This window comes from Bacillus sp. AR2-1 (assembly GCF_008368755.1).
GTDB classification, from domain to species: Bacteria; Bacillota; Bacilli; order Bacillales; family Bacillaceae_G; genus Bacillus_A; species Bacillus_A wiedmannii.
Genome location: NZ_QORY01000005.1, coordinates 79,769 through 92,903, shown reverse-complemented (window position 1 = coordinate 92,903; position 13,135 = coordinate 79,769). Strand labels below are relative to the sequence as shown.

11 protein-coding genes and 2 pseudogenes are annotated in these 13,135 nt (G+C 31.7%); 6 read left to right on the top strand and 7 right to left on the bottom strand.

Going from position 1 to position 13,135, the window contains the following annotated elements; all coding sequences use genetic code 11:
- Window positions 1-128: 128 nt before the first annotated feature.
- The 3 genes from DT250_RS04475 (at window position 129) to DT250_RS04465 (ending at window position 3,940) form a co-directional block, all read left to right on the top strand.
- Window positions 129-1,055 (top strand): aldo/keto reductase, encoded by a 927-nt coding sequence (locus DT250_RS04475; RefSeq protein WP_098602066.1) that lies wholly within the window; start codon window positions 129-131, stop codon window positions 1,053-1,055.
- A 483-nt stretch (window positions 1,056-1,538) separates the two neighbouring features.
- On the top strand, window positions 1,539-3,191 hold the full coding sequence (locus tag DT250_RS04470) for a pyridoxal phosphate-dependent decarboxylase family protein (RefSeq protein WP_149212646.1): 1,653 nt from the start codon (window positions 1,539-1,541) through the stop codon (window positions 3,189-3,191).
- Between the two features lie 104 nt (window positions 3,192-3,295).
- Window positions 3,296-3,940 carry a GNAT family N-acetyltransferase gene (locus DT250_RS04465; RefSeq protein ID WP_149212645.1) on the top strand — a complete coding sequence of 215 codons (645 nt, stop codon included), beginning with the start codon at window positions 3,296-3,298 and terminating at the stop codon, window positions 3,938-3,940.
- A gap of 842 nt (window positions 3,941-4,782) precedes the next feature.
- On the opposite strand, the gene DT250_RS04455 is transcribed toward DT250_RS04465, so the two are convergent.
- Together DT250_RS04455 and DT250_RS04450 are read right to left on the bottom strand one after the other, a co-directional pair.
- Window positions 4,783-5,193 (bottom strand): hypothetical protein, encoded by a 411-nt coding sequence (locus DT250_RS04455; protein ID WP_149212644.1) that lies wholly within the window; start codon window positions 5,191-5,193, stop codon window positions 4,783-4,785.
- Window positions 5,194-5,320: 127 nt separating this feature from the next.
- Complete coding sequence (locus tag DT250_RS04450; protein ID WP_149212643.1) at window positions 5,321-5,539, bottom strand: helix-turn-helix transcriptional regulator; 219 nt, start codon at window positions 5,537-5,539, stop codon at window positions 5,321-5,323.
- Between the two features lie 144 nt (window positions 5,540-5,683).
- Between DT250_RS04450 and DT250_RS04445 the strand changes: the two genes are divergently transcribed.
- Both DT250_RS04445 and DT250_RS32650 read left to right on the top strand, forming a co-directional pair.
- Entirely contained in the window at window positions 5,684-6,010 is a 327-nt protein-coding gene (locus tag DT250_RS04445) for a helix-turn-helix domain-containing protein (protein WP_149212642.1), read from the top strand.
- 224 nt (window positions 6,011-6,234) lie between these two features.
- A pseudogene (locus DT250_RS32650) lies at window positions 6,235-7,023 on the top strand (tyrosine-type recombinase/integrase).
- A gap of 650 nt (window positions 7,024-7,673) precedes the next feature.
- Here the strand turns inward: DT250_RS32650 and DT250_RS32155 are convergent.
- The 3 genes and pseudogenes from DT250_RS32155 to DT250_RS32645 all read right to left on the bottom strand — a co-directional run.
- Window positions 7,674-8,069 carry a Cthe_2314 family HEPN domain-containing protein gene (locus DT250_RS32155; RefSeq protein WP_255450005.1) on the bottom strand — a complete coding sequence of 132 codons (396 nt, stop codon included), beginning with the start codon at window positions 8,067-8,069 and terminating at the stop codon, window positions 7,674-7,676.
- A 428-nt stretch (window positions 8,070-8,497) separates the two neighbouring features.
- Complete coding sequence (locus tag DT250_RS04430) at window positions 8,498-9,286, bottom strand: TRADD-N-associated membrane domain-containing protein (RefSeq protein ID WP_149212641.1); 789 nt, start codon at window positions 9,284-9,286, stop codon at window positions 8,498-8,500.
- Window positions 9,287-9,729: 443 nt separating this feature from the next.
- Window positions 9,730-10,144: pseudogene (locus tag DT250_RS32645) on the bottom strand (site-specific integrase); the annotation flags it as partial.
- Window positions 10,145-11,132: 988 nt separating this feature from the next.
- Between DT250_RS32645 and DT250_RS04420 the strand changes: the two are divergent.
- Window positions 11,133-12,056, top strand: coding sequence for a hypothetical protein (locus DT250_RS04420; protein ID WP_149212640.1), 924 nt, complete (start codon window positions 11,133-11,135; stop codon window positions 12,054-12,056).
- Window positions 12,057-12,326: 270 nt separating this feature from the next.
- Here the strand turns inward: DT250_RS04420 and DT250_RS04415 are convergent, their stop codons facing one another.
- Together DT250_RS04415 and DT250_RS04410 are read right to left on the bottom strand one after the other, a co-directional pair.
- On the bottom strand, window positions 12,327-12,593 hold the full coding sequence (locus DT250_RS04415) for a hypothetical protein (RefSeq protein WP_149212639.1): 267 nt from the start codon (window positions 12,591-12,593) through the stop codon (window positions 12,327-12,329).
- 214 nt (window positions 12,594-12,807) lie between these two features.
- A complete protein-coding gene (locus tag DT250_RS04410; protein WP_149212638.1) occupies window positions 12,808-13,113 on the bottom strand; it encodes a hypothetical protein in 306 nt (101 codons plus the stop codon).
- Window positions 13,114-13,135 lie beyond the last annotated feature (22 nt).

The following is a 13,135-nucleotide window of genomic DNA, read 5'->3' as shown; positions in this document are numbered from 1 at the left end:
GTAATCTCATATATATTTATTAAAATATATACTCTAATTTACACCCCGAAACCAGATTCAAGAATATTCCAACTGGTCACTATGTATATTTCTAATAATATACACTGAAAAGGAGGAGTCCGTACAAAATGGAATATAGATTATTAGGTAAAACGGGATTAATAGTTTCAGAGATAGGATTCGGCTCTTGGGCGATTGGTGGAGATGAATGGGGAGCAGTAAAAGATAATGAATCCATTGAGGCAATCAATAAAGCAATTGACCTAGGGGTTAATTTTATTGACACAGCTGACGTTTATGGATTAGGTCATAGTGAAAAGTTAGTTGCAAAAGCTATAAATAAACGTAGGCAGGATATCATTCTTTCTACAAAAGGTGGATTAATTGGTCATCATTATGACCCAAGTCAACCAGCAGTTTATGGAGATCCCAAAAAGATCATTGATGCGTTTGATGCTAGTTTACTGCGGCTTAAAACGGATTATATAGATGTGTACTTTTGTCATATTTGGTGGGATAAACATGAAGAAACAGAAGCCTTTCTACAAGCTTTCCAAACCTTAAAAAAATCTGGCAAAGTGAGAGCAGTTGGCGTTTCTACTAATGATTTAGATTATATTAAACATTTTAATCAGAATGATGATTTAGATGTTGTACAATTCGATTATAGTATTTTAAATAAAGAACCTGAAAAAGACATCCTTCCTTATATTGAAAAACATAATTTAGGTGCTGTGATAAGAGGTCCACTTAAGATGGGAATTTTAACTGGGAAATTTAATCATGAAACCAAATTTCCAGACGATGATTTAAGAAAAGATTGGCCCCAAGAAAAGTGGTTTAAAGATAGCTTAAACAAAGTAGAGAAATTAGGTTCACTTGTACGATCAAATCGAAGTCTAGCGCAAATTGCCCTACGTTATGTTTTAAGCCACCCAGCCGTTTCAGTTGCGATTCCTGGTGCAAAAAATTCTAATCAAGTTGAAGAAAACTCTTCACACTTAACTCGCCCATTATTATTAGATAATGAAATTGAATTTATTAAAAAACTTTAATCAAATAATTATTCTTTCATAAAAAATTATGCTGATTTTACTACCAAATCTATACCATTACTTCTTCTCCACTAGAACATATCTTTAACACTTCACCCTATTTTTTCTCTTTTCCCAACAATATCTACAGTTTATAAGGTAGTTGAGTTCTTATATTCAACTACCTTATAATAGTTCTACATTATATTAAAATATCTACTAAATTAGTTGAATACATGCTAGGGCATCATGCAAACTAAATAAACAATTAATTCAGAAATATTTTTAGAAACTTCATTATCTCACAATTACTATTTTTAAAATAAATCAAAAAATTTTTCTTTACTTTAAATTCCATAGTTCATATAATCTTCTATGGAATTACATTTTTTTCTAAATAGCTCCTCATTTCTAAGTATTCAAAAGGGCAATTACAAATTATTATACCCTTATGTTTAACCAAGTAAAATAAAAATCCAGTTTTTCACAAGGAGAAGTGACTGCATGCAAGATATTTTAAAACTATTTCCGAGCGTTGACGGAAATGAAGAAAAACAACAACTTTTATTAGAATCTATGCAGAAAATAATTAAAAATCTTGACCAATTAAAAAATGAAGAGCGAGCTACTTTAGGTAAATGTGAGGAAAAATCAGAAGGATACTATAATAGCTTAATTCACCAAAGTCATATACCACTAGATGGAATCACTATGTCTGAGGTTATAGAAGAGCTAAACCAATTTATGAATGGCCATCCTTATCCAAATAAATACTACTTGTCTAACGCTGTACCACTACCAAGTATTCCATCACTATTGGGTATACTAACCATGGCACTTTTAAATGGTAATGGCGTTTGGGATGTCTATGGCCCAGGGGCAGCTGAAGCAGAAGTAAAAGTTGTATCCATGCTTTCAAAACTGATAGGTTATAATCCACATAATAGCGGCGGCTATACAACATGGGGTGGACAAGGTTGTGTATTTTCGAGCTTACGTTTAGCAATTTCTAAACAATTCCCATCTGCAAAAGAACATGGTGCTCCACAAAATGTATATTGCTTTGCTTCTGAAAATGCACATTATAGTTTATTAAAGTCAGTTGAAGCAACTGGCATTGGGTCAAATCACTTAATAAAAGTGAAAACTGATCCCTTTACAAATTCTATGGATATAGAAGATTTAGAGGCTAAAATGATACAAGTTATTAAAAATGGCGGTATCCCCCTTTATATTCTAGCTACTATGGGGTCAACAGATACATTTACTATTGATGATATAAGAAAAATTAAAGAAAGCGCTGAAGCAATACAGAAAAAATATAAATTAAAACCTATTTATATCCATGCTGATTCTGCAATGGGCGGATTCTATAGTTTCTTTAATAATTATAGTTTTGAAGAAAATTCACTCTCGTTTGAACCTAATGTAAAAAATGCCTTACAATACGTACAAGATAAAATGCAATATATGTCCCTTGCAGACAGTGTATGTTTTGATTTTCATAAATTAGGTCAAACACCTTATGCTTCAAGTATTTTAATCGTAAAAAATCATACTGATTTACAACTGATGGACATTGAACAAGATGATACACCTTATCTTGGTAATAGATCCTATGGTAGTTATCATACAGGCTATACCTTAGAATGTTCACGAGCTGGTAGCGCTATTCCCATGTATATCAATCTATTAGCCTTTGGAATTGAAGGATATCAAAAATTATTAGCAAATTATGTTCGTGTAAATCTATTATTTAGAGAGAAGTTGCGTGAGGCTCTACCTCAAGTCGCAATCACAAATGATTTTACATATGGACCAATTACAACTTTCCGGTACTATCTGAATGGAGATGGTCAAGAAAATTGGGAAAAAGAACGAATGGGTCTTGCAACAAAAGAAGAGATTGAGGATACAAACCGATTAAATATAGAACTATTTAATTATCTAGGAAAAAATCGCGATCAAGTATTTTTTGGTGATACAACTCGTTCTTGTGTAGTAGATGTATTAAACAGTAGTGATAGAAATCCGATTTCCACATTAAAATTCTTTTCTATCTCTCCATATACAACTGTTGAATGTTTAGATGATATCGTAGCATTTCTTTATAAACATATTTCGATTGCTACTAAACAGATTTATTCATATGTTTAATAATCATATTTGTTAGCGCTTTAATAGTTAAATTGAACTACATTAAATAAAAATCTTTATTCTTATAATTACTATTAACTATATCAGGAAAAGAGGAAAAACATATGAATATAGAGCTACTAGATACACACCACGTGAAAGATGCAGCACATTTACTTGCACATTCTTTTGTGAATAACGAACCTCTTGTAAGCAGTTTACAAATTCCCTATACTCCTTTTCACAAAATGTGCGAAGAAATGATAAAGCAGGCTGTATCTCAAGCAATGTCATTTGTAGCAATAGATAATTTTCAAATTGTCGGTGTTCTTTTAACAAAAAAAGTAACACAGCCACTAATAGATACAGAGAAAGCGATTGAACTATGCCCGCAAATGGAACCTATTTTTCAACTTTTAGATACATTAGAGACAGAATCTATTGAGTTTTCTCATTTAGATAAAGAAAAATTAGTCTATCTAGATATGGGCGCTTGTCATCCAGATTGGATGGGAAGTGGTATAGTCACCAGCCTTCTTTCACATGCCATTCAAGAAATAAGTAAAAAAGATTTTGATTTTATTGCTGCTTGTACAAATAAAATCTCTCAAAACATTCTTAAAAAACTGTTTACGACCTTGGAAATGAATGAAATAGTGTATAGTAATTTTCCTTATAAGGAAACATACCCATTTGCTAACACGACAACTTCTTTAGCAGCTCAATTACTATATATACCTCAATCCCAATTCGTCATTAAGGCCATATAAATTTGTGTAGAAGTCTAGCTGTACTTTTGTACAGCTTCTTTTTTATATAGAGTAAAATAGAAATAGATATTCTTACATAAGTGACACCTTTTACACTTTAACTTCTTCGAATTCAATAGCCACTTTCTCAGCATGCCTTATTTCTCTGCTTAACCTACCTCAAGATCCCCTTCTATTTATTTCAACATGTTTCATCGTGTTTTAATTTGTTATGCTCCATTATTTCATCTATACAAGTAACTTAAATACTTTTCCCTATTTTAATGTCTAATCTTTTACTTTTTAAGTAACGAGTGATACATAGATTCCCACTTTTAAACACTTTAAGACATATTATTTGATAACCCCTTAATATTCCCTATAATACTGACGGTTACAATTCTCTTTCATTTTGTTTATCTATTCATATTGCATACCCTATAGCTATCTAACTTCCTTAAAGAATCCCATTTAAAATTCATGATAAAAGGAAACAAACGTGTCATATTTAGCATTTAAGAAAAAAGAGTGAGAATTACTGGATTCCCCTTTCTTCTCTTCTTTTTAAGAAGCTCTTTTAAGTCTAATTCAATTGTATTCCTGTTTAATAACATGCTCACTAATCATTAACAATTTGTATAACTGTATAAAGACTATACTAAATTACTAAAGGAATCTCCTTTCCCCTATCGAATTATTGTAGAGGAAAGGAGAGGAATACATGGAAATTCTAGGATTAGATCCTCGCGCATTAGCGACTTTAGGTGCACTTGAATACACCAATCGCCGTAATAAATTAATTGAAGACTCGGAGAATAATTTATACGAATGTAAAGAAATAAAAGAAATACTTCAATCACTTCCTAAAGAGAAGCAGATTGAGGTTCTTGAGAACCAAGCTCACTTTGAAGCTGTGGCAAAGATGATTGAACAAAACAATTTAATTCTTTTAGAACAGATGAAAGCTCTACAGCTAATTCAGAAATAATAAACTTATGATTAATTAATTCTACATATGCTTCCATAAATAATGTATCTTTATTTATATCATCAGCCTCTGTTTTTACAGGGGCTTTTGTTATGCGTTGATTCATATTTTGAATTTGAATGGTTTCTTTCACATGTATGAATAGATCTTCTAATAAACCTGGTGTAGACTCTAATTCTTGCTTTTCAATTTCCTCTGTTACAGCACTTATAAACTCCCATAGTACTTTTGCACCAAGTAGTTCTGCTAATCGTTTTTCACGCATTTCAAATGTTTTCATGTTCATGCAAATACCCCCTATTATATATATATATAATGATAAAAATATTATTTTTTATGTAAAATTCCCCAAAATACTTTCCAAACTTACATTTCTAAAAAATAACTACATTGTCTTAAAAATCTAATATTATTCAACACACTTCGTGTTGTTCTGAATCAAAAAAAATTGTTTGGACTGTAACACCATAAAAATTCGCTAATTTTATTTTTATATTATCCCGTGGAATTCTCTGACCATTTTCATACATTTGCAATGTACTAACACTGATTCCCACAGCCCTTGCCACTTCTTCTCTAGATTTTTCACTTCTTAAATTAATTAGATTTTTGGCCACTCTTTCATAATTCATGTCTTCTCCCCCTAAAACCACATTTCGTGTTGTTATTTAAAATATAAACTGCACACTTTGTGTTGTCAATAGATTCTAATTATCAACTTTTAAAAATTTTAATTATTTAACACATATTGTGTTAATATATTATCAGGTGATAGAATGAAAACGTTTGGAAATATAATTCGTGATTTAAGAAAACAAAGAGGAATTACACAAAAAGAACTTGCTCACTCGCTTCAATTAAGTGAAAGTACAATTGGTATGTACGAACGGAATGAACGTCAACCTGATTACAATACCTTGATACGTATAGCAGATTACTTTAATGTATCTACTGATTTTCTTCTAGGGCGAGATTTTAATGTTACAGAGGACGAAAACAAAATAGAACTAGATCAATGGCTAAAAGATATAAAATTTGCACCTTCCCAAAAGCGTGAAGAATTAAAACGGTTTTGGAAATTTTTAATGCAAGAAGAAAAGTAATCGAATAAACCTCCACCTTGACAGGGGGGCGTGAGTTCGAGCCTCTCCGGGGTCATAAAACCTAATGGTATCAAGGCTTAGAGGACATTCTCAAAATCTAAAACTGTGGAGGTCTCCATCAGACACCACAAGTTAAAAAAGGACTACTTCTAGTCAGCAAACCAGCTGGCCCAGGGGTAGTCCTCTTTTTGTTCTCATAAAACTGAGAAAAGACTAAAAAGAAAATGCTACTTAAGTTTGCTAAAAAGGATTTCAAGGAGGAAAAAAAGTTCGCTAATCTGTCCCCTCGTACAATTCAATCTTATATGGCTACCATGCGTGAGTTCCAGATCTTCTGCTCTGAGAGAGAACTGATAGATACACGAGATATTAGAGAAGCAACTGTTAAGAGTTACCTCATGTATTGCCAAAAGACAAGAGGTAACAACGTAGTAACTAGAAATACCAAGCTTCACCATCTCAAGATTTTCTTTAATTATTTACAACATGAGGAGATTTTCACTGAGAAAGAAAACCCTATTCGTAAAATAAAGCTTGCTAAAGAGGAAGTAAAAATTGAGGTCTTTCAAGATGAACATATCAAACAGATGCTTCGCTACTATAGGAGACTTAAAGCAAGAAATAAAAGCTTCTAAGCCTACAGAGACCACACTATTATAGTTTTCCTTTTAGGAACTGGCTCAAAGTTAGGAAAGCTTATCAATATACGTTGGAATGAATTAGACTTGGTAAACCAAACAGTAACCCTATTCGGTAAAGCTCGTAAGTAGGAGACTGTCCCTCTCACGAAAAAGCTTGTAAAAGAGCTTTGTGAGTACAAGGTGTTTGTAGAACGGGAGCTAGGTAAAACACCTAATGGAATCAAACTCATATTTAAGCGACTCAAACAAGTAGTGAACTTCTCAGATGTTCGCTCATCAGCTCATACTTTTTCTCATCGCTGCTTAATGGCTGGTATGGACGTTTCCACTCTTCAAAGAATGCTGAGACATATCATTAATTATGTAAACTGATTAATAGTAAATACAGAGTATCTAATGAACTAGGATGCATTAGTATATCTACATAGCCTATCTGACAAGTAGCTTCTGCATAAAAAACTGTATAAGTTAGCGTATAAAGGTGTATATTCAAACAGGTAATATACAGGATGTAACCGTGTAATAGTTTCTACTAATCTATTTCTATCGAGCAATGCTTATGCAATCACTGTTGGGGATGGGTTTGATGAGGTGGCACAATTAGAGAAGTACCTAGCAGGGTATAATTTAAAGAGGGATTACCTTCTCAGGTACGCCTAAATAGTTATAATTTTATAACTTTAAAGTTCCTATGTTGATGTGCTGAAAAGTAATCCCATCGAGATGGGAGTTTTACCTCGATGGGTAATCACAGAGAGACTCTACACAACTCCAACCCTCGGTTTCTATCTTATAATTAACTACAATTGGATTCCACCTCGTGCATTCCCAATCTAGAGTAATAACTTATAAAATACTAACGTATATAACAGCCTAATTTGCTAATCCAATTGTTATCTACCAAGGTATAACAATGTAAAAATTTTTACGAACACGCTATTTTCTTATTAAAATAAGCCTTCAATATTTCACATATCCGTTTCACACATTCAAGCATACCCAGTGCAATCTCTAACAGTCTTTTAGAAGGTGTATATTGAACTACTAACTAATGAGATTATACCATCTGAGTCTTCGACTATTTGATTTCGCTTCTCATAAGGTGGCTGATTGTGTATTATATCATTCCTCACTTTAGAAGCTTCTTGAAACTCTACAGAGCTCATGATTTCCTCCAATTTATTATAAAGCTCTCTATCAACAAGCTTGACCTGAAACATTGCATTATGAAAGCTTTCCTTAATCCTTATCAATTCCCCCTTTCTTTTCCTCTCAGTTTTCAATCCTAAACAGGCAAACAGTAAATGAGCTAATAAATCTAAAGAGATAAAAGCTTTTTGAAATAAGCTATCAGCATTTTGATCAAAGTATACCTTATTTTTCCATTCTTTATCAGTAAGGTTCTTTAAGTATGGAATTTCCTCATCAGGGATGCCACTATGTGAATATATAAGAGATATGCATAACTCAAGTTCAACTGAAAAATTCGTTTGTTTAACGTGCTAGCTATATTACGAATTAAATTTAAATAGTCTATTATATCAAGTCCAGAAAGTTTTTGGTTTGTCTAATGAAATAATTTACTATCAATTACGTAGTTATAAAGCAGACTTTCTTTTAATAGAGGTGTCATCTCTTCTTTAGTTGGAAATTCAAACATATCAATTTTAATAACCATTCTTCTCCCCATGTTTATTTTAAGTTTATATTAATATCACAGGTATGTTAATACTGTTTTATAGGAGGTCCCTACCTCACCAGCTTAACTAAAGAGTCTCTTTCAATTACCGAGTAGCAAGCTCCATAGAAAAACACTGCTTAGATTTAAACAGTGTTTAGGTGATACCTATTTACTTTCTTCCCCCTGAGCTGGAGCCTTTGGAGAAATACCATTAATCTTTAAAGCCAGCTCAACAAGTGCATCTTCTCTCTTGTCCTCATTCTGAATCTTAGATAATAAAAAGTTACTAAAGTAGAAATGATGCGTATTTACAAATCGGTTATGAAACTCTGTTAACGATTTTACTGCCTCAGAATGCATTTTTAAGTAGATTACAGCAATAAAGTTAGATAATATCGCTCCTATCGCTCCCACCGAAGCTACAATTATTTTGTTTTCCAATTCATTAGAAAGGTTAGAAATCAAGAAATACATTGTAAAACCTATAATTGCAAATCCAATAATTATACATGCTATGCCAACAACAAAAATCCACGAACTTTGTTTTAAGTTCTCATCATAATATCTCTTTAATTCAAAATGATGATGCTTAAAAAGCTTTTCAGACCTTTCCTCTAATGACGAATGAGAAATACTTAATAAATCTAACTCATTCTCTATTTCCTGAATTTCAATTACGTACTCACTAGATACTCTTAATATTGGAAAAGCCCCAAACATAATTGAATAAACTAAAAAGCCAATGGATAAAATCTGACCCATCAATGGATCTAATCTAAAAAGCTGTGGACTTAACCAAAACAAGATTAATGCAATAACGAAACAAATTATTGCCATAAGTATATATTTCTCATTTTTTCTTTTCTTTTTCGCCATTATGTCTTTTAATTCACTTCTTCTGTTTTCAAGGACTGTTTTACGGTCAGTTGATTCATTCTCCGTTGTTTCTACCATGTTTATCCCCCATATTAATAAATCTTTTCATAAAATTATAACATATTAGATCCTCGTTAAATTATACTTTCCAATTCTTTAATATTTAAAGAAAACCGCCGAGACAGCCTTACTGGAACATCAAGTAGGTTGGAATTTGAGAGCAACAGTCCAAAAATATTTCCTGTGGAGGTCGCAACAAAAAAGGCGTGACTAAATATTAAAACTACTTTAGTATTTTTAACCGAAGTGGTTCTCAATGAGGATAATAACTTGAGAGCCTTGATACATATAAGTTTTACTGATCCCAAACCTCTACAGTTTACTGGGAAGTTCCCTTGACAGGATGGAGGTCTTGAGTTCGAGCCTCTCCGGGGCATAGTATTAGAAACCGTATCAATTTAATGTTTGATGCGGTTTTTATTTTTCATCCTCAACTCCAAAAGAGTCAGTGGTCACATTCTCTACAAAATCTCTTCTATTTTGTTAATTGCATCTTCTTTCATCGTTGATAATACATGCAAATAGGTGTCTAGTGTGATTTTGATGTTACTGTGTCCCAAGCGTTCAAAATCACCTTCACATTCACACCCTTAGCTAGTAGTAGTTTAGCATGTGTATGACGTAAATCATGAAAACGAATCTTCGGCACAGCTGCTTTCTGAATCAAAGCATTTAAACTTCTTCTAATATTAGCTGGATTAATTGGCGTTCCAGAAGGAGTAACATCACCAAATCATTATCTTAATATTCCTCACCTTGACTCAGCTTCTCTTTTAACACGATTGCTCTATTTTTCTTTAGCTTCACTATTGTTGATGCAGGTAATAGTATCTTTCTTAAACCTGATTTTGTCTTTCCTCCAACTAAGAATGTCTCTCTTTCTAAATAAGTGTATTCAAATAAACGCTTTAACACACTATAATAATTTATTTTCTCAGCATCACTATATTCTAAAGCTTTTTAAAAACATATCCACATCAAAATATGTTATAGCATTTAAAGGTTTATCCTTATTATCTGGTAATCCCATATAATCTAAAAAGAAGTTATAAATTCTACTTTTATAAAATGTTAAGCTTTTCCCTTTAATTTCATAAATTCCGCCATTTTATTTATCAGTACCTCAATTTCTGTCAAATACGTATACATTAATTTCACCTCTACAAATTTATTTTTTATATAACCTCTATTTTCACCTCCTGATGTAGAAAATAAAATACCTAAAACCTTATATAAATATTGTCAGTTATCGACTACAAAACATCACTTTTTTTTAAAGTAATGTTTTTCCGAACTTTAGCTCACAATGAGTTATTCAAAAAGTATTCGCCAAAAATTCTAAGTAAACTCCAATTCTGTTGTTAATAATATTTTCCCCCTTGTATATAACCTTAAAAACTTGAATACGTGATTCTTTTTACTTGTGTAAACTGTTTTATTGAATCCCAATCCCTTCATAATATAGTTAGTCAACTTTTATATTGAAAATAAATCATCATATAAAGACAACTAAGAACATAATTTTGAGGTCAAAATGGTCACAGAATTTACAATAATCATTGCTTTTTTAATAAAATTTCGTTTATATCCCCCCCCCCTTTAAACCAACGTTTTTCTCGTAGCTCAGCATGGAGAGCGCCAGCTTGATAATGCTTATATTTTTTCATCCCATCATCTCCCCTTTGGATTCTATTTATTCCAGAGGAATTTTTTATTCCCTTTATACAATTAATTTCTCTCCCTTAGGTTTCATTTATTTTTAAAATTTATAATCAGGAGCTTTTATATAAATTATTTTGATATAATCCATATAATATGTTTTTTTCATTTAAGGAGAATGTTTCTATGAAAGGTGATGATTTGAATGAGTCTCGAATGGGTAATAAAATATAGTATCCTAACACTTTTTCCAATATCAATAATTGTATTTTTAATATCACTTATTTTTATTATTTATGTAAAGTTTATTAAAAAGAAAAAGGCTGATAAAAAAATATTTATAACTATGGTAACTTCCATTATTGTATTTCTTATTACAGTCGTTTCAACTATATATATGCTTGAGTGGGACAAAAAACAAGAAAAAAAGCAGCATGAAATGTGTCAAAAGGGCAATATATCGTATTGTAATAAATATAATACCAAAGTAGTTTTAGACAATCTGAAGAATGCAGATGGTATAATGTATATCACCGCATTTACAAAAGAATACAATATGTACCGTGAAATATATGACCCTGATAAATGGAAAATTCAGCAACTTGGAATTGAACATTACTTTAAGTATATATTTGGGGATATATTATACACTGACGATAAAAAAATCGGTATTACATATAAAAATGAAGGTACTGGTACTATGTACGCAAAAATTATTGATAAAAGAATATTAAATTCTAAGCAAGATGTTAAAGATTTCAAAGAAAGTATAGATAAATTATCTTTTAAAGTTAATAAAGAAAACGAAGAGACTGAAAAAGAGAAAAAACGACAACAACAAGAGAAGGCAATGGCAGAAAACGAAAAAAGAGAAGAAGAATTACGTCAAAGTTATGAGAGACTACAGAAACTCGAAGATGCTTATATTACATTAGATGAATTTCAACAATTGCAGTTGGGCATGACATATGAGGAATGCATAAAACTTATTGGTGGTGAAGGGAGATTAACCTCCGAAAGTTATAATTATAAAATATATGAATTTGAATCTTTATCTGGTAAAGGTATCGCACTACTAAGCTTTTATAACAATAAATTAGAATCTAAAACACAAAATAGTTTAAAGTAGTTTTCATTTTTTAGTGTTTTATTCCTGAATCCTTAAAATCACTCTTTATAAGCTGCTCCTTTTTCTTCTATAAAAGGAGCAGTATTTATTTATATATAGACAGACAGCTAAGAGCATAATTATGTGGTCACATCTCCTCCTCTTATCAATCCCTACTTATATTTTCAATAATCTCTCGTAGAAACAAAGGTAAAGATAAAAAAGACCTCCTAAAGGAAGTCCATTTTTAATTAAATAGTGTTATTGGCGGTTCAAGTATTTGTTCTCCACTTACTTTTCCTTGATAGCTCTTAGAATTGAACCAGTTGCTATTAACATCGTACCTGCTACAAAGAATGACGCACTAAGTACAAAGAAACCTGTAAGTACATTTGTATTGATAATATAATTATACGCATCCCCGCCTACATATGCGTATTTATTCAAATCAGTATATGTTTCAGAATTTTGATATCCTCCGAGTCTATCAAATCCTAAGAAGAGTAATACCGCTGAATGGATGTAAAAGATAATTCCCCAAATTGTCCACTTCTTCATTCTGTTCCTCCGAATTGTTAACTTTATTAATCCATTTATAAAGTTTAATAGTTTATAGCGTATATATCAATTGATTTCTATGCATTCTTTTTCTTTCTTTTTCTTTCTTTTTCTTTCTTTTCAATAAATCGATAAGCATTGTTCTTTCGACTGGGACTAAAGGATTCCCTGTTCTGAGTTTGGATATGATGATCTATTTCATTTGGTCATTCAATTAACTTCTCTCCCAACTAGAATAGATTCTATAGCCAATCTTATATGTAATCCATGTAGCAAGTGCTATTCCCACCATTGCAAAGAATTTAGGGAAGAGCCATATTAGAAGCAATAGTACAGGAATCAAAGCAGACATCGATAGGAGTATTGACATAATATCTCCTATCGTCCCACCACTGCTCGCATATCTTTTTCTTGGCGCTCTAACTACTCTTCTTCTGCTAGGCACTAAATTAACGCTAAAACTATTAGTTCTATTTGGATTACTTTTATTCGTTTTCATATATACACCTTTTCTAGCCATTACTCTTCCTCCTGTTTCTCAT

Coding starts and splice junctions, on each gene's coding strand:
- DT250_RS04475 (WP_098602066.1), top strand. CDS start 129: ATGGAATATAGATTATTAGGTAAAACGGGATTAATAGTTTCAGAGATA.
- DT250_RS04470 (WP_149212646.1), top strand. CDS start 1,539: ATGCAAGATATTTTAAAACTATTTCCGAGCGTTGACGGAAATGAAGAA.
- DT250_RS04465 (WP_149212645.1), top strand. CDS start 3,296: ATGAATATAGAGCTACTAGATACACACCACGTGAAAGATGCAGCACAT.
- DT250_RS04455 (WP_149212644.1), bottom strand. CDS start 5,193: ATGAACATGAAAACATTTGAAATGCGTGAAAAACGATTAGCAGAACTA.
- DT250_RS04450 (WP_149212643.1), bottom strand. CDS start 5,539: ATGAATTATGAAAGAGTGGCCAAAAATCTAATTAATTTAAGAAGTGAA.
- DT250_RS04445 (WP_149212642.1), top strand. CDS start 5,684: ATGAAAACGTTTGGAAATATAATTCGTGATTTAAGAAAACAAAGAGGA.
- DT250_RS04430 (WP_149212641.1), bottom strand. CDS start 9,286: ATGGTAGAAACAACGGAGAATGAATCAACTGACCGTAAAACAGTCCTT.
- DT250_RS04420 (WP_149212640.1), top strand. CDS start 11,133: ATGAGTCTCGAATGGGTAATAAAATATAGTATCCTAACACTTTTTCCA.
- DT250_RS04415 (WP_149212639.1), bottom strand. CDS start 12,593: ATGAAGAAGTGGACAATTTGGGGAATTATCTTTTACATCCATTCAGCG.
- DT250_RS04410 (WP_149212638.1), bottom strand. CDS start 13,113: ATGGCTAGAAAAGGTGTATATATGAAAACGAATAAAAGTAATCCAAAT.